The 17,597-nt window shown below is 67.4% G+C and carries 13 protein-coding genes and 3 pseudogenes; 11 read left to right on the top strand and 5 right to left on the bottom strand.

Annotated elements, in window-relative coordinates:
- Nucleotides 1–111: 111 nt before the first annotated feature.
- Nucleotides 112–768 (bottom strand): annotated as a pseudogene (locus U9983_RS04400) (LuxR C-terminal-related transcriptional regulator); the annotation flags it as partial.
- Nucleotides 741–1,997 carry a sensor histidine kinase gene (locus U9983_RS04395; RefSeq protein WP_322752783.1) on the bottom strand — a complete coding sequence of 419 codons (1,257 nt, stop codon included), beginning with the start codon at nucleotides 1,995–1,997 and terminating at the stop codon, nucleotides 741–743. The gene U9983_RS04395 and the pseudogene U9983_RS04400, both read right to left, overlap by 28 nt.
- A 141-nt stretch (nucleotides 1,998–2,138) precedes the next feature.
- Here U9983_RS04395 and U9983_RS04390 point away from each other — a divergent pair, with 141 nt between their 5' ends.
- Nucleotides 2,139–2,882 (top strand): ABC transporter ATP-binding protein, encoded by a 744-nt coding sequence (locus tag U9983_RS04390; protein WP_322752782.1) that lies wholly within the window; start codon nucleotides 2,139–2,141, stop codon nucleotides 2,880–2,882.
- On the top strand, nucleotides 2,876–5,365 hold the full coding sequence (locus U9983_RS04385) for an FtsX-like permease family protein (RefSeq protein WP_322752781.1): 2,490 nt from the start codon (nucleotides 2,876–2,878) through the stop codon (nucleotides 5,363–5,365). The genes U9983_RS04390 and U9983_RS04385 overlap by 7 nt, the downstream gene beginning before the upstream one ends.
- Nucleotides 5,366–5,419: 54 nt before the next feature.
- Here U9983_RS04385 and U9983_RS04380 read toward each other — a convergent pair.
- The 3 genes and pseudogenes from U9983_RS04380 to U9983_RS04370 form a co-directional block, all read right to left on the bottom strand.
- Nucleotides 5,420–5,545: pseudogene (locus U9983_RS04380) on the bottom strand (helix-turn-helix domain-containing protein); the annotation flags it as partial.
- 49 nt (nucleotides 5,546–5,594) lie between these two features.
- Nucleotides 5,595–6,008: a PIN domain-containing protein gene (locus tag U9983_RS04375; RefSeq protein WP_322752780.1), complete on the bottom strand. Its 414-nt coding sequence runs from the start codon at nucleotides 6,006–6,008 to the stop codon at nucleotides 5,595–5,597.
- Nucleotides 6,009–6,029: 21 nt separating this feature from the next.
- Complete coding sequence (locus U9983_RS04370) at nucleotides 6,030–6,485, bottom strand: helix-turn-helix domain-containing protein (RefSeq protein ID WP_322752779.1); 456 nt, start codon at nucleotides 6,483–6,485, stop codon at nucleotides 6,030–6,032.
- A 493-nt stretch (nucleotides 6,486–6,978) separates the two neighbouring features.
- Between U9983_RS04370 and U9983_RS27715 the strand changes: the two are divergent.
- From U9983_RS27715 to U9983_RS04330, 9 genes and pseudogenes are all read left to right on the top strand, one after another.
- Nucleotides 6,979–7,127, top strand: a pseudogene (locus U9983_RS27715) (MmcQ/YjbR family DNA-binding protein); the annotation flags it as partial.
- Nucleotides 7,128–7,169: 42 nt separating this feature from the next.
- Complete coding sequence (locus U9983_RS04365) at nucleotides 7,170–8,408, top strand: ArnT family glycosyltransferase (RefSeq protein ID WP_322752778.1); 1,239 nt, start codon at nucleotides 7,170–7,172, stop codon at nucleotides 8,406–8,408.
- 21 nt (nucleotides 8,409–8,429) lie between these two features.
- The gene (locus tag U9983_RS04360) at nucleotides 8,430–8,564 is read left to right on the top strand and encodes a hypothetical protein (protein WP_322752777.1); all 135 of its coding nucleotides are present in this window, start codon (nucleotides 8,430–8,432) and stop codon (nucleotides 8,562–8,564) included.
- Between the two features lie 82 nt (nucleotides 8,565–8,646).
- On the top strand, nucleotides 8,647–9,456 hold the full coding sequence (locus tag U9983_RS04355) for a HipA family kinase (RefSeq protein WP_322752776.1): 810 nt from the start codon (nucleotides 8,647–8,649) through the stop codon (nucleotides 9,454–9,456).
- Nucleotides 9,449–9,913 (top strand): DUF3037 domain-containing protein, encoded by a 465-nt coding sequence (locus U9983_RS04350; protein ID WP_322751853.1) that lies wholly within the window; start codon nucleotides 9,449–9,451, stop codon nucleotides 9,911–9,913. Before U9983_RS04355 ends, U9983_RS04350 begins: the two co-directional genes overlap by 8 nt.
- Before the next feature lie 409 nt (nucleotides 9,914–10,322).
- Complete coding sequence (locus tag U9983_RS04345; RefSeq protein ID WP_322752775.1) at nucleotides 10,323–11,594, top strand: ABC transporter substrate-binding protein; 1,272 nt, start codon at nucleotides 10,323–10,325, stop codon at nucleotides 11,592–11,594.
- A gap of 412 nt (nucleotides 11,595–12,006) precedes the next feature.
- Complete coding sequence (locus U9983_RS04340; RefSeq protein ID WP_322752774.1) at nucleotides 12,007–13,161, top strand: hypothetical protein; 1,155 nt, start codon at nucleotides 12,007–12,009, stop codon at nucleotides 13,159–13,161.
- Nucleotides 13,162–13,398: 237 nt separating this feature from the next.
- Entirely contained in the window at nucleotides 13,399–15,495 is a 2,097-nt protein-coding gene (locus U9983_RS04335; RefSeq protein ID WP_322752773.1) for a phosphocholine-specific phospholipase C, read from the top strand.
- 392 nt (nucleotides 15,496–15,887) lie between these two features.
- A complete protein-coding gene (locus U9983_RS04330; RefSeq protein ID WP_322752772.1) occupies nucleotides 15,888–17,537 on the top strand; it encodes an alkaline phosphatase family protein in 1,650 nt (549 codons plus the stop codon).
- The last annotated feature ends 60 nt before the right edge of the window (nucleotides 17,538–17,597 follow it).

Below are 17,597 nucleotides of genomic sequence, written 5' to 3'. Positions count from 1 at the left end.
TCAGCCCATTCCCCGCTGATTTGACGGATGCCGGCTGGACCGGTTGGCGTCGCGGTTGGTCTCGGGGCGCTGCTGAGTCGCCACGGCTTGCGTGGGTGAGCTCTCTCGAGCCGATCGCAGGTAGGCGAGCACGGCGCGGACTCGGCGGTGGTCCTCGTCATCTGGTGGAAAGTCCAGCTTGGTGAGGATGTTTCCGACATGTTTGCTGACCGCGGCGTCAGAGACCACCAGGGTTCGGGCGATGGCCGCGTTTGATCGGCCCTCGGCCATGAGCGCGAGGACTTCCCGTTCGCGGGGGCTGAGAGGTCGAAGCGGGTCGTGGTGACGTTGCAGCAACCGCCGGATGACCTGAGGGTCGACGGCGGTGCCGCCGGCGGCCACGTTGTGCAGGGCATCGACGAATTCGGTGACGTCGCCGACCCGGTCCTTCAGCAGGTAGCCGATGCGACGACCGTCGGCGATGTTGAGCAGTTCGCTGGCGGTGTGCGGTTCGATGTACTGGCTGAGAACGAGGACCGCAAGGTCCGGATACGTCTTGCGCAGGCTGATGGCGGCGCGCAGTCCTTCGTCGGTGAAGGTGGGCGCCATCCGTACGTCGGTGACCGTGACGTCGGGCCGGTGTGTGTCGACGGCGTCTATCAGGGTCGTGGCGTCGTGTACGGCGGCTACGACGGTGTGCCCGAAGCGGGTCAGCAGCGTGGTGAGGCCGTCGCGCATGAGGGCGCTGTCCTCGGCGAGGACTACGCGTAGGCGCCGGTGGGCGGGCATGGTAGCTCCACGGTCAGTAGGGTGGGTCCGCCGGTGGGGCTGGACAGGATGACGGTGCCGCCGACGATCGCGCTGCGGTCGATCAGTCCGGTCAGCCCGCTGCCATTGCTGGGGTCGGCGCCGCCGATGCCGTCGTCGCCGATTCGGAGAACGAGGGTGTCACCGGTGAGGCTGCTGTGGATCCAGCCCCGCGTCGCTTGGCTGTGTTTGATGATATTGGAGATTGCTTCGCAGACCACAAAATAGCCGGTTGTCTCCAGGGCGAGTGGGAGCTTGCGGTCGAGGTGGACTGCGACGTCCAGGGGTACGGCGCAACGGTCCGCGGCGTCCTGGACCGCGGCGACAAGGCCCCGCTGGGTGAGGACCTGGGGGTAGATGCCGTGAATCAGGTCCCGGAGTTCGGTCAGAGTGCGCTTGGCCTGCTGGTGGGCGTGCGCGATGTGATCCGCGGCGGGTCCGGGGAGCAGGTCGAGGCGAGCCAGGCCGAGACTCACCGACAGGGCTGTCAGCTGCTGCTGCGCCCCGTCGTGGAGATCACGTTCGATCCGGCGCCGCTCGGCGTCGAAGGCCTTGAGTAGCCTCGCGCGCGAACGGGTGATCTCGTCGAGCTTGCCGCGGAGCTCGTAGTCGCGGGGAGCGAGAAGCTTGCGGGCCAACGCACCCTGAGCGACGGCGAACGCCGTGATCGCATAGACCGCACCGATCAGCAGCGGCAGGCCGGCGACGAACGCGATGAGGGCCTGGTTAGGCGTGCTGATGGTCATCCCCGGCCACAGCTCCCGCTGCCCCCCGGCGATCAGAACCGGCGCTGGCGCGGTGATCATCCCGAGTGACACGCCGACGGGTCCGAGGACCGCCGCCAGGTCGAGCGGCCAGAGCAGCGTGACCAGCAGCAGGGTGTAGACGAGTTCCCGCCAGGTGGCGGCTTCCTGTGCCCGGGTGCGTACCCAGCCGACGACGCCGCCCTGGTGCGGCGGACGATGCGGATCCTCGATCGGCCGCGGGTCGATCAGCCGCAGCCGCCATCGTTCGACACCGGCGATGGGCACTCCGACGAACGCCACCGCGGCCAGCATCGGCAGGCCGATCAGCACGGCAGACAGCACGCCCCCGACAATCAAGGTGGTGGTGAGGATCGCCAGACCGAGGGTCCCTGGGATGCATCCGGTCAGCAGGTACACCGCCGCCCGCCACGGCCACGCCGAGATCAGGAAGCGCCGCCGAGCCATCGCAGCGATCGGGCCCACCGGACAAGGGTAAGTCTGCGGCTGCCGCCGGACGATAGCTCCTGCCATACCGTCCTGGGTAGGGCGGGCCATACCTGAAGACGGGGTCCTGCCGCCGTGCCTGGCCCGGGTCCAGCCGGTTGGATGACCAGCATGAACGCGGTGCGGCTCGACGCGGTAACCAAGATTTACCGTTCCAAGGTCCAGACCACGACGGCGCTGACCAATGTCACGGTCAGCTTTCCGGCTGGCTCGTTCACTGCGGTGGTGGGACGGTCTGGGTCGGGCAAGTCGACGCTGCTTCACTGCGCCGCCGGACTGGACCGGCCCACCTCCGGCACCGTGACACTCGCCGGCATCGCGCTGACCGGGCTTTCCGAGACCGCGGTCACCAGGCTTCGGCGAGACCACACCGCCTTCGTCTTCCAGGCCTTCAACCTGATGCCCTCGTTGACCCTGCGCCAGAACGTCGAGCTGCCGCTGCGACTGATCGGGCACCGGCCGGATCCGGAGGCGATCGGAGCTGCGCTCGGCGCGGTCGGGCTGGCGGACCGGGCGGCGTCAAAACCCAGCGAGCTGTCCGGCGGCGAGCAGCAGCGGGTCGCGATCGCCCGGGCGCTGGTCAGCCAGCCGCAGGTGCTCTTCGCAGACGAACCGACCGCTCAACTCGACGTAGCCGCCTCCCAGCAGGTGCTGGGCGCGCTGCGGCGCTTGGTGGACGAGCGCCAACAGACGATCGTTCTGGTCACCCACGATCCCGCGGTGGCCGCGCGCGCGGACCGGGTCGTGGTCCTGTCCAAAGGCCGGGTGGCCGAGCTGCTGGAGGCTCCGGCCGCCGAGGATGTCGCCGCATGCCTGCTCCCGCTGGAGGGGATGCACGCATGCTGAGTATCGCGGCGGCGACCCTGCGGGCTCGTTGGGTCGCCTTTGCCAGCTCGCTCGTTGCCCTGACCCTGGGCGTCTGCGTGATCGCAACCATGACGCTGGTGCTGGTGACGGCGGCCGAGGGCAGTTCGTATCAACGCGCCCAACGGTTCGCAGCGGTCCCGGAGGTAATCCAGGCTGAGGCCGTCCTGCATGTCCAGGACAGGTACGGCACGACCGAAGCGGTCGCCCTTCCCGAACAGCCCGAGATTCCCGCCTCCGTTGTGGCGCGGTTCCCGGCCGCGACACCTGACCGAACGTTCTATGCCCAGGTGCTCGGCGACCCGGCCGACGAGGTCGGACACGGGTGGTCATCAGCCGCGTTCGCGCCATACACGCTCATCTCCGGCCGACCGCCGGTGGCAGACGACGAGATCGTGCTCACGCACCCGGGTCGGCTCGGAGCCCGGCTTACCGTGCTCACCCACCACGGCGCACGCCAGATGATCGTCGCGGGGATAGCCCGGCCATCGCCGGCGGTGGCCGGAGCGGAGCATCCGCTCTTCCTTTCCGACGCCGAAGCCGCCCGGCTTTCCCCCGGCGTCGATGCCCTGGTACCCGATGATCCGCAGACCGCAAGACGCGCAGCCGCCGTGCCGGGGCTGCGCGTGCTGACCGGCGCGGCTCGTCACCAGGCCGATCCGCACGCCTTGCAGGACGCGATGGACCTGACCGCGCTGGTCACCTTCCTCGGCATCGCCACGCTGCTGTCCGGGTGCGTCTGCGCCTACCTCACCGCCTCAGCCTTGGGCCGCGCGGTCGCGCAGCGCCGTCGCGAGCTGGCGCTGCTGCGCACGGTGGGCGCCACCCCAGGACAGGTGATGAGGCTTGTCTGCGCGGAAGCCCTGCTCGTCGGAGCGCTCGGCTCCGCGGCCGGGTGCCTGCTCGGCTTGGTCGCGGGCCCGTCGCTGGCCGCCTGGATGGCCCGGCACGGGCTGGCTCCCCGCGAGTTCTCCGTCCACCTCACCGCCCGATGCCTGACCAGCCTCACGCTCGCCCTCCTCGGTGGCATCGCGATCACTCTCTGCTCGGTGATTCTCGCGTCCGCGCGCGCCGGGAGGATCCACCCCCTCCAGGCGCTCATCGAGGCAACCGACGAACCGACATCCATCGCGTTGACTCGCTGGCTGCCCGGCGCGGCCCTGCTGCTCATCGGGTCCGGGACCGCGCTGGCCATCGTGTACGTCTTTCCGAACGGCGCCGCCGACCTCAAGACCGACATCACGCTCACCCTGCTGACCGTCGGCGGCACCAGCCTGCTCGCGCCGGTGTTCCTCCGGCCGCTCGCGCACCTCACCACTTGGCCGCTACGCCGTCATCCGAGCGCCGTCACCACGCTAATCAGAGCAGACCTCCTGGCCAAAAGCAGGCGGGCGGCGGCCGTCGTCGGCCCGGTCCTGATCACCGTCGGACTGACGGCCACCGTTCTGGGCGCCACGGGAACTGCCACAGCGGCGCAGAGCAATGAGGCGCGCAGCCAGGCAGCGTCCGCACGTTTCGTCGTCTTGCCATCCGAAACTCCCGGGCTGACAGACCAGCTCCTCGCGACGATTCACACGGTGCCCGGCGTCGACGCGACCGCGGTCACGCAGACACGTCTGCTGGCCTATCAGCCAGCACTGACCTCCCTGCACCTGGAAGCGCCAGTCCCAATCCCGGTTTCGGCGATCGGTGTCGACACCGCGGACGCATTGACCCTTCCCCTGCGAAGCGGCAGCTTCAAGGGCCTGAACGACCAGACTGTGGCGCTAGACACGTCCTGGCATAAGCAGGTTGGAAACCAGATCAACATTTGGCGTGCGGACGGCACCCCCGCCTCGCTGCGTGTCATCGGCGTGTTCACCGCCGGGCTGAGTGGCCCCCAGATGGTCGTCAGCCCGCGCAACGCGGGATCCTCGATGCCCGATCGGATGTACATCCGCCTGCGCCCACACGCTGATCCCAGGACCACGCTGACCGCGCTGCGGGCTGCCGCGAACCCCACCGGCGCCACCGTCACGACCACCGCAGCCTGGACGGCGGCCCAAGTGGACAAACAGGCCGAACAGAACAGGCTTGGCCTGATCGTGCTGCTCGGCATCGCCGGCGCCTACAGCACGCTGGCGCTCGCCAACGCCTTCGTCATCTGGATCAGTGGACGTACGCGCGAACTCGGCCTGCTGCGTCTCAACGGAGCGACCCGGGGGCAGATATTCCAGATCATCTCCCTGGAAGCATCCCTGCTCGCCGCCATCGGCATCATGCTCGCGGGCGCCGTCACCGTCGCGAATCTGCTGACACTACACAGCGCCATCCACCGCCTCGTCCCGGACATCCCGCTGATCCTGCCCATGCGGTCGACAGCGACCATCGCGGGTGTCATGGTCCTCGTCGCGTTGTTCGCTTCGTTGGTGCCTAGCTGGCTTATTCTGCGATCGCACCCCGAACGTGACGGAGTCAGAGCATAAACGGCGCTGTTCGACCGTCTGCGCCAACCACGGCGCCCCGCCGTTCCGGTCGATCTCCCGGGATATCGTCGAATGGTGCCGGCCGAGCATCTGCCCGATATACCGCGCCGACTTGTGCCGGCTCAGTTCCCGGGAGATGATTTCCCGCTCCTCGATTTTCAACACCTCGCGCAGGGCCATTCATCATCCAGTCTGTCGACGTTGCCGAGATCATCCTATCGGAGCGTCGCTACGACCGTTTGAACCCGCCGGTGTCCGGGTCAGTGACCGCGACCCCGTATTCTGTGAGTGGAGCCTCGGGAAAATCGGATATGTTGTAGGTAATGATATGTGTTGCGTGCCCGGCGACCGCTGCTGCCATGTGGACGCGGTCGCCCGGATCTTTTCCGGGCATGCCAGTGATGAGATCGGCAAATTTGCCAAACGGAACCTCCGACTCGGGGAAGAATTTCCGCACCGCCGCGGTGATTGCGGCCGCCGAGGACAACGACCGCCGCCCCGAACGCACGATGACCCGTTCCCACTCCTCCAGGAGCGCATCGGTCCAGAGAATGTTGTGGATGCCGTCCTCGGTGAGCGCGAGCATGAGATCCATGACGGAGAACGGGAAGAGTACGTTCGTATCGACGAATACCCGCGTCATGGACAAGAGCGCCTCGGCCGGTCAGTACGGGATGCCGGCCGCGTCGGCCGCCTCGGCGATGGCCCGCCGACCCTCCCGCCTGGACTCGCGCCGTTGCTGGAAGGCGAGAACGTCGGACAGGCGCACCCTACGGTGCCGGCTCCCGGGGAGTCGCTCGAAGGGGATCTCTCCGGCGTCGAGCAGCCGGCTCACGAACGGCCGCGACAACCCCAGGAGTTCGCCGGCCTCCGCGGGGCTCAACAACGCCTCGGACGGCAGCATCGTGACGGCGTGACCAGCTGCCAGCTCGCGGAGAGAAGCCGCAACCAGCCGGGTGAGCGCGGGCGGGAGGGGCACATAGGTGCCGTCGGCAAGTTTCAGGACCACCTCGGCACCGACCGCCGCGGTCACGGCCGCTTGGGCCGCGGTGACCGACTCCCGATCATCATGGGTCGGCTCGATCCGCTCCGTGCCGATCAGCACACCCGGCTTCCCCATCGCAGCCTCCCCAGTATCGGAAACAACTGCAACCCGGGGCAGACGTGACGGCAACGGGTTACAGGCTTGCCACCTGCTCGTCATCGGGTTCACGGCCGAAGGCCGCACGACCTGGCGGCCAGACCCACGCCTGGTACCGCCTCATAGGCTGATGTCGTGGCAGGGACCCGCCACCTTCTGATGATCTACGGCAGCCTTCGCGCGGGGTCTACGAACGCAGCGCTCCTTCGCACGGCGCAGGCCGTCGCACCCGACGGCCTGGTGGCCGATGTCTACGGCGGGATGGGCGGCCTACCGCAGTTCAATCCAGATGATGACCGGGAGCCCCTCCCGCCCACGAGTGGAAGGTAGACGTACATCCTGTGTCCGATTTGTGACTTTCTGGGATGTCAACTTTCCACTCGTCACGGCGGTACAGCCAACGACACGATGATCTTCTCGTCGAAGCGGTCAACCTCGCCCGGCATCCCCCCGGGTGGGTCAGGAACAAGGCTTCACCACCCCGCATTTCGACGGCCACCCGGCGGTCCTGGTGCGCCTCGAACGGATCGCCTCGCGGATCTTGACGAGCTGATAGTCGAGGCGTGGCTCGCCCGCGCACCGAAGCGACTTGGCAGGGAGCACCTCGACACCTCGCCGTGAGGGCATCTTTTTGTGGCTGAAATACCCGGTCATCATGGTTTGGTGTCCGCCGAAAGCCCGCCCTCCGCCGCCTGCCTGGCGCGGCCTGCATGGTCCGGCCTGCTCGTCGTTGCCGCCGTTCTGGTTACGGTGGAAATGGCAGTCTCCGCCCGGTACGGCTACCACCGCGACGAGCTGTACTTCCTGGCCGCGTCCAAGCATCTCGCCTGGGGCTACGTCGACCAGCCGCCGCTGACCGTCGCGCTCGCCGGGCTGGCCCAGCGGGTCTTCGGCGACCGTCTGATCGGTCTGCGCCTGCTGCCGGCGCTGGCGGTCGGCGTGGCCGTCGTGCTCGCCGGGCTCATCGCCCGCGAGCTCGCTGGTGCAGCCGCATCCCGGGCGGCCCAGATCCTCGCCGCAGCCTGTGTCGCGGGCTCGGGCGTCACGATCGCGATCGGCCACCTGCACTCGACAACCACCTTCGACCTCGTGTTCTGGACGGCCCTGCTACTCACGTTGGTGCGCCTGCTGCGAACCGGGGACGCCCGACTGTGGTTCGTCGTCGGCGTGCTCGCGGGCGTCGGCCTGCTCAACAAGGCGACCGTGCTCCAGCTCGCCACGGTGTGTCTGGTCGGCCTCCTGACCGACCGCCGCGGCCGCACGCTGCTGGCCACACCGCATTTCGCTGCCGCAATGGTGATCGCCGGCGCGATCGCGTCGCCGTACCTCGCCTGGCAGGCCGGCCACGGCTGGCCACAGTTGGAGATCTTCGCGGATCTGCGGAGAGACGACGGCGGGCTCGGCGCCGGTCTGGCGTTCATCCCCCTGCAGGCGTTGATGACCAACCCGTTCCTCACCCCGGTCTGGCTGCTCGGCCTGCTGTGGCTGCTGCGCTCGCCCGAAGGCCGGCGCTGGCGACCGGTGGCCGTCGGATACCTGCTGCTGCTCGCCTTCTACCTGGTGGTGGGTGGCAAGCCGTACTACGCCTTCGGCTTCTACCCGGTTCTGTTCGCAGCCGCGGCAGTCCGACTTGCGACGCGAGGAGGTGTGCGTGGCCGGCCGTTGCGGCTGCGGCGAGCGCTGCCGGCTGTCGGGCTGGTGGCGGTGATCCCGCTGCCGGCGGCCGAACGCACCGAGGCCGTCGTGGTGACCGGTAATTACGGCGAGGCCGGCGCCCTGGAACGCTTCGCCACCGTCGACACCGCGACCCGCACCTTCAGCGGGCACAACTCCTTGTGGTTCTTCGACCGGCCTGCGCGGGACGACACCACTGCGATCGCGGTCGGCTACTCCCAGTCATGACTGGGGGAACGGTTCGACTCGGTGGCCCTGGCCCGCCACCTCGACAACGGCGCCGATGTTGAGAACGAGGAGCAGGGCACGTCGGTCTGGATCTGCCGCGGCAGCCGCGGCTCCTGGGCGTCCACCTGGATCGACTGGCGCCACTACGACGGCTGACACCTGCCGCATCCTCTGTCGGCCGTACCGCAGCACCGGCCCCCTGACGCGGGCAGGGGCACCAGCGCCCACACTGATCCGTATGTTGCGTGCCGTGACGGCGACCCGCTACGCCACCCCGCTGCGGGAGGGCGGCAGCCTGCCCGGCCTCATGGAGGGCGACGACCTCGGCACGTGGGTGGTGAAGTTCCGGGGAGCGGGCCAGGGTCCCAAGGCGCTCGTCGCCGAGGTCGTAGTGGGCGAACTCGCCCGGGCGCTGGGGTTGCCCGTGCCCGAACTGGTCGTGATCGACCTCGACCCGCAGCTTGGCCGCACCGAGCCGGATCAGGAGATCCAGGAGCTGCTGCGAGCCAGCGCGGGCAGCAACCTCGGCATGGACTACCTGCCCGGGTCCATCACCTACGATCCACTCGCCTTCCAGGTCGACCCGACCCTCGCCGCCCGAGTGCTCTGGCTGGACGCGCTGACCCTGAACGTGGACAGGTCGTGGCGGAACCCGAACCTGCTCGTCTGGGGCAGGCGGCTCTGGCTCATCGACCACGGCGCGGCGCTGTACGTACACCACAACTGGTCCGGGGCGGCCGACGCGGTCGACCGGGTGCTGCCGCGCTGGCAGGAGCACGTCCTGCTGCCCGGAGCCGACGCCCTGACGGCCGTGGACGCGGAGCTCGCCCCACTCGTCCAGGCGGACCTGCTGGGCGAGGTGCTCGCCCAAGTCCCGCCGGCGTGGCTGGACGTCACCCCGGACGTCTACGTCGACTGGCTGCTCGCCCGGGTCGGCGGTGACCGGCCGTGGTTGCGCGCGATGACGCTGTCGGTGGAGCTCGATGACCAGCCCGCCAACCAGCCGGCCGGACCGCCAGCGTGGCTGCGGGCGGCCCGCGGTGGCTGACCTGTTCGAATACGCCGTGGTACGGGTCGTCCCGAGGGTCGAACGCGGTGAATGTGTGAACGTCGGGGTGGTGCTGTGGTGCCAGCGCGCCGGCTACCTGCAGGCCCGGTGCGCGGTCGACGCCGACCGGCTGACCGCCCTCGACCCGTTCCTCGACCACACCGTGGTGTCCGCGAACCTCGCCGCGTTCGAGCAGGTGTGCACGGGCGGGCCGGCGGCGGGCCCGGCCGGCGCGCTGCCGCCGGGTGAGCGGTTCCGGTGGCTGACGTCACCACGGAGCACGATCGTGCAGACATCGCAGGTGCACAGCGGTCTCACCGACGACCCGGTTGCCGAGCTGGGCCGGCTCGTCACGCTGCTCGTCGACCGTCCCGGCCCGGTCCCTACCCCACCAGCTCCACACTGCAAAAGGATGTCGCCGCACGCGCCAGGCGACCGTCAGAGATCACGAGGGTGAGGTCACGGTCGATCGTAGCCAGGAGCTGCTGGTTCCGGCCGAACTGCGCCTGACGGGTGAGTACACCCAGCAGGAATGCCTGCAGAGACCAAGAGCGACCGGCAATAGCGGACGCGGCGTCGCGGGGCTCGGCGTCCTGACCCAGCGCGTCCCGTATGTCCTCAGGCACGTCCCGAATCGTCAAGGTAACAATTACGCCTGCAATATGCAGGCGATATGTAGTCGCCGTCAAGTCACAGCTCAGGGCCGGGCCGGGCCGGGCCAGTGCGCCGGAGTCGGATCAGATCCAGGCAGCAACAGAACGGATCGGTTCCGTAACAACCAGACCCGCTGGGGGTCAACCATGCCTCCTATGATAAGAATAACAATTATTTTGAAAATTTACTTATAGTAACGGATTGCGAGCGTTATGGATCGTCCTCTGAAGCTGTGGGTCGGCGTCGCGGCCACCAGCCTCATAGTCGCGCTGACGACGTCAGCGTGCGCGACATCCGGGGCTGCCGAGGCAGCCGGGGCAGCCGGGGCAGCAACGGCGTGTAGTGCTCCCGGCGTCACCCCGAAGGAGTTAAAGGTCGGATTAGTCTTCCCGAACACCGGTATCCTCGCCACGGTGTTCCGCTCCGTCCGCAGCGGCGTCGAGGCGCGGATCGGCGTGGCGAACGCCACCGGCGGCATCCGCGGTCGACAGATCAGCATCGAATGGCGCGACGACGAGTCGGACGCCACCAAGAACCTCACCGCGTCCCGCGACCTCATCGAGAACGTCGGTGTTTTCGGGATTCTTCAGGAGACGTCGTTCGTCAGCGGCTCAGCCGAGTACCTCAGTACCAAGGGCGTCCCGGTTACCGGTCTCGTCACCGATTCAACATGGGGCAAATATTCGAATATGTTCACCGTCTCAAACCAGTACGCCGACGGCTCGAACGTGAGCACGTTCGGGCTGTATGCCAAGCAGAACGGCGGCACGCGGGCGTACCTGCTGGAAAGTACCCTGCGGGCGTCGTCCCGGACGGCGGCAGCGAAACTCGAGGCCAGTCTCAAGTCGCAGGGTATCCGGATCGTGGGCACCGGCGACTACTCGGAGAATTCGACCGACCCGGCTCACGTCGCCGCCGATATCCGGCGCAGCGGCGCCGATGTGATCGTCGGTGCGATCTCGGGAACCGGGCTCGCCAACGTGGTCAAGGCGACGCGGGCTGCCGGGGTACCGATCAAAGCCGCGTTCGGCCCGGACGGCTACTATCCGAGTCTACTGCCGCAGTTCGGCCAGTCCATCGCCGGCATGGCCGTCTACATCGGCTTCACACCGTTCGAGGCACACTCCGCAGCCCTGGATGCATACCGAAACGCGATGGTGCAGTATGCACCCGAGCTCAATCCGCCGGATCAGGGAACCGCTGTCGTGGGCTACATCACGGCAGATCTCTTCCTCCGCGGTCTGGCAGCCGCCGGCGACTGTCCCACCCGGAACGGCTTCATCCAGTCGCTGCGGGCCGTCCACAACTACAATGCCGACGGCCTGCTCGCGGAAACCGTCGACATGGCGACGAGTTCCATCCAGGTGAATCGGTGCTACTTCTTCGTGCGGGTGAACGACACGGCGACGGCCTTCGAGGTGGTACCCGGCGGCCGTGGCACGGATGGCAAGCAATGGTGCGGCGAGCCGATCGCCGCCGAGTGACGGCATATCCGGCGGCCTGCGCCAGTGCGTGTGTGTGAAGCATCTGTCCGGCTCGCGTATCCCCGGAGCCAGACCATCGCTTCGCGAGGCCCGGCACCGGGCACCCCGGCACGAGTGGAAGGTAGACATACATCCTGTGTCTGATTTGTGGCTTTCTGGGATGTCAACCTTCCACTCGTCAGGGCCGCACAGCCGATGCGATAATGATCGCCTCGTCGTACCGCCGACCCCAGCTCCTGCCACCTTCGGCGGATGGCATAGTCGACGTTCATCATCGATCCACCAGGCTCCGGCCCCATCCGTTATCATTTCCTTTAACCCGTACGGATGATTCATGCGGCAGGCAGGTACGGATAGGCCGCGGGTCGGTGTTTCGACCCGCGGCGACAGTGTGTGGTCACCCGGTATAGTCATGCTGATTCTGGCGGTCGCGGTGACCGGTGCTCGCCTGCTGGCGGTCGGGCACGGTGACATCAGCCGATTCGTGGTTGCCGGGCGTGCTCAGGTGGATCCGAGCGCCGCGCCGCCCGACCTGCATGTCTTTCCGGGCGGCGGGTACGACGGCCAGTTCGCCTACCGCCTGGCCCTGGCCCCATACGACCTCCGCGTGGACGCGCACGGAATTGTGATCGACTCACCACTGCGACTACAGCGCATCGCGTACCCCACGCTCAGCTGGCTACTTGCCGCCGGGCGGTCGCAATGGGTCGCCGCCGCTCTGGTAGCCGTCAATATTCTGGCGCTGGCCGCACTCGGCCTTCTCGGGGGCATTCTGGCCCGTGACCACGGTCGACGTCCGCTGTGGGGTCTCCTGCTCGCGGGATTTCCCGGCTTCCTGTTCAGTCTCAGCCGTGATCTCACCGAGATCGTCGCCGCGGTCGGGGTAGTCGCTGGACTGCTCGCCTGGCGTCGGCACCGCCCGACCGTGGCGGGCATGGCGTTCACCGTCGCGGTGCTCGCCAGGGAGACAGCCCTGCTGGCCGTCGTCGCGATGGCCGTCGGCCACCTCGCCGCATGGCGGCGGGGGGTATCCAGACCATGCGGAGCACGGGTCTGGGCACTGCCGATCATCACGTTCGGGCTGTGGCAGCTGGTGTGTGTCTGGAATGCCCATGGCGTCCCGATGCTCGCCGGCACCGGGGACAACATCGTCACACCGTTGACCGGGCTGTTCCCGTCCGCAGTGGCATGGTTCGGTGACGTCACGAGACATCCCGGTGCGATGCTGCCGACCCTGCTCGCGATCCTCGCGCTGCTTCAGTTCGCAGCGCTGGGCGTGACAGCCGGACTGGCCGTCGCGCGGCTCCACACAACGACCGGACCAACGGGACCAACAGGGCCAACAGGAACCTTCGAGATGCGGGTCGGGTTTGTACTCGCACTGTTGCTCGCCATTTCTCTGTCCGGTTTCGTGCTGCGCACCCCCGCATCCTTTCGCCAGCTTGTCGATCTCCACGTGTTCGCCGCAGTCGTCCTGTTGGGCACCGACGGCCGGCTCCGGATACCCGCCGCCGTTCTCGCCGCCGCGTGGGTGGGCACCGCGCTCGCGATGACCATGGTCGTCTGAACCGGTCGTCTGAACCGGTCGTTCACAATGGTCCCGGGCCACCCGAAACGATCCGCGCTGCGCACCGGTAGCGGCCGACCAGAACGATATCGATCATGAAATCAGTTACGAGATCGTCTTCGTCCACGCTTCTCGGCGTTTTTCCCCGTTCGCAGTAGCGCGTTCTCGATCATCTGGTGAAACTGTCCTCCGGACTCCCGCACGCAGGCGCCGCAGGCGCCGGAAGGCAGGCCGCTCATGACAAGCGTCAACCGTCGAAGACTCCTGCAGATTGCTGGCGGCAGCACCGCCATGTCCCTACTCTCGCCCAGCATCGCCCGCGCGGCGGAAATCCCGGCGAACCGCCGTACCGGCTCCCTGCGCGACGTGGAGCACATCGTCGTGCTGATGCAGGAGAACCGCTCCTTCGACCACTATTTCGGTACGCTGCGCGGCGTGCGCGGGTTCGGTGACCCGCGGCCGGTGGTCCTGCCCAGCGGCAAGCCGGTCTGGTATCAGTCCGACGGCACAAAGGACGTCCTGCCGTTCCGGCCGGACGCAGACAACCTGGGGATGCAGTTCCTCGAATCCATCCCGCACGACTGGAACAGCGGTCATCAGGCCTGGAACCAGGGCCGGTACGACCGGTGGGTACCGGCCAAGACCGACGTGACCATGGCCTACCTCACCCGGGAGGACATGCCGTTCCACTACGCGCTTGCCGACGCGTTCACAATCTGCGACTCCTACCACTGCTCGCTGATCGGCCCCACGGACCCGAACCGCTACTACATGTGGACCGGCTACGTCGGCAACGACGGAACCGGCGGTGGCCCGGTCATCACCAACGCCGAAGCCGGCTATTCCTGGACGACCTACCCCGAGCGGCTGGAGAAGGCCGGGGTCTCGTGGAAGATCTACCAGGACATCGGCGACGGCCTCGACGGACCCGGTGGCTGGGGCTGGATCGAGGACGCATTCCGCGGCAACTACGGCGACAACTCGTTGCTGTACTTCGACCAGTACCGCAATGCCAGCCCGGGCAACCCGCTCTACGACAAGGCCCGTACCGGCACCGACGTCAAGCACGGTGACGGTTATTTCGACATCTTCAAGGCCGACGTGCTGGCCGGCAAACTCCCCCAGGTTTCCTGGATCGTTGCCCCCGAATCGTTCAGCGAGCACGGGAACTGGCCGGTCAACTACGGCGCCTGGTACATCGCCCAGGTGCTGGACGCGCTGACCGCGGACCCCGCGGTGTGGAGCAAGACCGCGCTGTTCATCAACTACGATGAGAACGACGGTTTCTTCGACCACATCGTTCCGCCGTACCCGCCGTCATCCCCGGCGCGGGGCCAGTCGACCGCGGACATCAGCGGCGAGCTGTTCACCCCGTCCGGTGCCGACACACATGTCGCCGGCCCCTACGGTCTGGGGCAGCGGGTCCCGATGCTCGTCGTGTCGCCCTGGAGCAAGGGCGGCTGGGTATGTTCCCAGGTCTTCGACCACACCTCGGTCGTGCAGTTCATCGAGCAGCGCCACGGGGTCCACGAGCCGAACATCTCGCCCTGGCGCCGGGCAGTGTGCGGTGATCTGACCGCGGCGTTCGACTTCTCGCGGACCAACGCCAGGGTGGCACCGCTCCCGGACACCCATGGCTACCTTCCGCCGGACCAGAACAGGCACGACGACTACGTGCCGAAGCCGCCGGCGAATCCGGCGCTGCCCCAGCAGGAACCCGGGCTGCGCCCCGCCCGGCCGCTGCCCTACGACCTGGCCGTCGACGGCCGGACCAACGCGGCCAAGAACCGTGTCCGGATCGACTTCAGCAACTACGGCAAAGCCGGCGCGAACTTCTACGTCACCTCCACGACCCAACCGGACGGCCCGTGGACCTACACCGTCGAGGCAGGGCGGGCGCTGTCCGGAAGCTGGACCATCGCACCGGCCAACCAGGGCGCCTACGAGTTCTCGGTGCACGGGCCCAACGGCTTCTTCCGGCAGTTCATCGGACGTGTGGGCGTCGCGGGAGCGCAGGTGGACGCACGCCGCGGCGGGGACGACGGTGAACTCCGGCTGGTCCTCGGCAACAACGGCGCCACGTCCGTCCGGCTCACCATCACCGACACCTACAGCCCGGCCCACCCGGCCAGCTACCAGGTCGAGCCCGGCGCACACGTCGTCCACACCGCGGATATCCGGCACAGCAACTGCTGGTACGACCTGTCAGTGGTTTCCGACCGGGACAGCACCTTCCTGCGTCGGCTGGCGGGCCACGTCGAGACGGGCGCGGCCAGCACGAGCGAACCGGCGATCGGCGCGACCGGAGATGGCCAACACCACGGTCGCCCATAAGAACGCCCGGCAACAGGGGCGTGGATCAAAGAGTGGGACTGGGGTACGTAGATCGCGAGGCGGCGGAGGGAGGCACCCCGCCTCCAAACGAAGATCATCCGATCATGCCCTGACTGATCGTGTCGACCCATCCGCGGCGTCCGCGGGTGGGTCGTTCTTAATACCATTCAGGCGGCCCAGACATGAGCTCGTAAGGCTACCTGTTCTTTGCGAGACAAACGCCGGCATTACGTCTTCTGGTCCACGCTCGGCGCGGCGCCCGCATACTCTTCCTTCCGACTGCCCGGTGGAGGCAGCCAGTAGGCCGAAGGTCACGCGAATACGATTATTTTCGCGCGGCCGGAGACCCCAAGCAGTCCAGGAAGCGTGGAGGAAATGTGCGAAGAGGACAGGTGATCCGGGCCGTTCTCGCAGCAGGCGCGACCGTGGCAGTCGGACTCGGAATGGCTCCGGGAGCACTTGCCAACCCACAAGATCACGGGGGGCTCGGGCGGCATGGTTCGGTTCTCGGTGGGTACAAGCACCTCGTTGTGATCTATGAAGAGAATCACAGCTTCGACAATCTCTACGGCCAGTGGGGCACAGTGGGCGGCCAGCGGGTCGACGGTCTGAGGTACGCGGACCGGTCGCGCACGGCCCAGATCACACAGGACGGCAAACGCTACACCTGTCTGTTGCAGAACGACGTGAATCTGACGGCGCCAAGCCCATTGCCCACAGCCTGTGTGGACGCGGCGAACGGGGTTCCGGTGAGCCATTTCCCGAACAAACCGTTCACGATCGACAGATACATTCCGGCGGATGCCAGAACCTGCCCGGCGCCCGGGGTCGAGCCGGACGACGGTGTCCTCGCGCACAGCCCCGGCAGCGAGCCCGGCGGATGCACCCGTGACCTGGTGCATCGTTTCTACCAGGAGCAGTATCAGATCAACGGGGGAAGGCAGAACCGCTACGTCACCGGCAGTGACGCGGTGGGCCTGACCATGGGCGTCTACCGCACCACCTCACTGTCGATCTACACGTACCTCCACAGCCCGGGTGCCCCGAACTACGTGATCGCCGACCGCTTCTTTCAGGCGGCATTCGGTGGCTCATTCCTGAACCACCAGTTCCTGGTCGCCGCGCGGGCCCCGATCGACACGAGCGCCGGTCCAGGCGGCGCGCACGCGAACCTGCACTCGGTCGTGGACGCGAACGGATTCCCCAACAGCTACCCGCTGTACAAACCGACCACCATCGGTGTGAAGGACGGACGGCTGACCCAGGTGTGCGGCCCGAACGCCGATCCCACGGTGGCATGCGGCGACTATGCGGTCAACACCATCCAACCGACGAGCCCACCGCACAGTACGAGCACAATCCGACTTCCGCTGATCGACGACGTCACATATCCGAACATCGGTGACCGGCTGAGCAGTGCCGGTGTTTCCTGGAACTGGTACTCCGGCGGTTGGGACGACGCGGAGGCCGGACATCCCGGCTCCCTCTTCCAGTATCACCACCAACCGCTCAACTACTTCGCCGCCTACGCCCCGGGACAGCCGGGCCGTGCCCATCTGCAGGACGAGACCAGGTTCATCGCGGCTGCGAAAAACGGCACGTTGCCGACCGTGAGTTTTGTCAAACCCTATGGCGCGGAGAACGAGCACCCCGGGTACGCCAGCGAACCGGACGGGAGTGACCACCTCGTCAACCTGCTCAGGACGATCGAAACCGGGCCGGAAGCCAAGGACACACTTGTCGTGGTCACCTATGACGAGTTCGGTGGCCAGTGGGACCACGTCTCCCCGCCCGGCCAGGGCCGCTCCACCCGGGGCGTTCATGACCAGTTCGGACCGGGGACCCGCGTCCCCGCACTGGTGATAAGCACGTCCCTGCCGCACTCCGGCGTCGACCACACCGTCTACGACACGACGTCCATCCTGGCGACCATCGAACGCAGCCTGGGGCTCAAGCCGCTCACCAGCCGGGACGCGCAGGTCGCGGACCTGTCCGGGGCACTGCGCGCCGCCGGTGTACGCCCAGCTCGACGCACCAGCTAACGATCATCGCAGGCATCACGCCAAAGGGCGTGCGACCAACCACCATCGCACGCCCTTTGG

Source organism: Protofrankia sp. Cas3, assembly GCF_963555955.1.
GTDB lineage: Bacteria > Actinomycetota > Actinomycetes > Frankiales > Frankiaceae > Protofrankia.
Note: the sequence above shows the minus strand (reverse complement) of the source record. Positions and strands in the feature narration are given on the sequence as shown.